The following is a 514-nucleotide window of genomic DNA, read 5'->3' as shown; positions in this document are numbered from 1 at the left end:
GTCGTCGGTCTCGTAGGTCCGCGGCTTGCCGACGACCGCGACGTAGGCGGGCGCGTCGAGGTCGCGCAGCGCGCTGGCGGCCTCGTGCTGATACTGGCCGGCGTAGACGAAGAACGTCCCCGTCGGGTCGACGATGCGACCCCGCCAGTACTCGTTGTCCTCGCCGACGTCTTCCTTCTCGGTCAGCGTGCCGACGAGGAAGACGCGGTTGGCGCTCTCTCCCGTCGGGAGCAGCAGATAGACGGGCGCGCGCTCGTCGTCCGACTCTTTGAACGTGTAACCGGCGTCGTTGAACTCCTGTGCGAAGACGCGCCGGGCGACCTCTCGAGTGGGGATTTCGTTGGAACTCATTTACATCGACCTCGCTTTGATGAGCAGTTCTTCTGCGTCCGCCGGCTCGCGCAGCCGCTCGACTTCGTTGGCGAGCACGTACAGGCCCAGCGTCGGGCCGTTGACGCGGTAGTAGTACCCCACGAGGTCACCTCGCATCTCCTCTTCGACGATGGTGGTGTCG

At 65.4% G+C, this 514-nt stretch carries 2 pseudogenes; both read right to left on the bottom strand.

The window, feature by feature from the left end:
- Positions 1–351: pseudogene (locus DVK05_RS16470) on the bottom strand (DNA-binding protein); the annotation flags it as partial.
- Positions 352–514, bottom strand: a pseudogene (locus tag DVK05_RS16465) (replication factor A); the annotation flags it as partial.

It is taken from the genome of Halorubrum sp. Atlit-8R (assembly GCF_003666025.1).
Classification (GTDB): Archaea; Halobacteriota; Halobacteria; order Halobacteriales; family Haloferacaceae; genus Halorubrum; species Halorubrum salinarum.
This window is presented reverse-complemented; position numbering and strand designations above follow the sequence as displayed.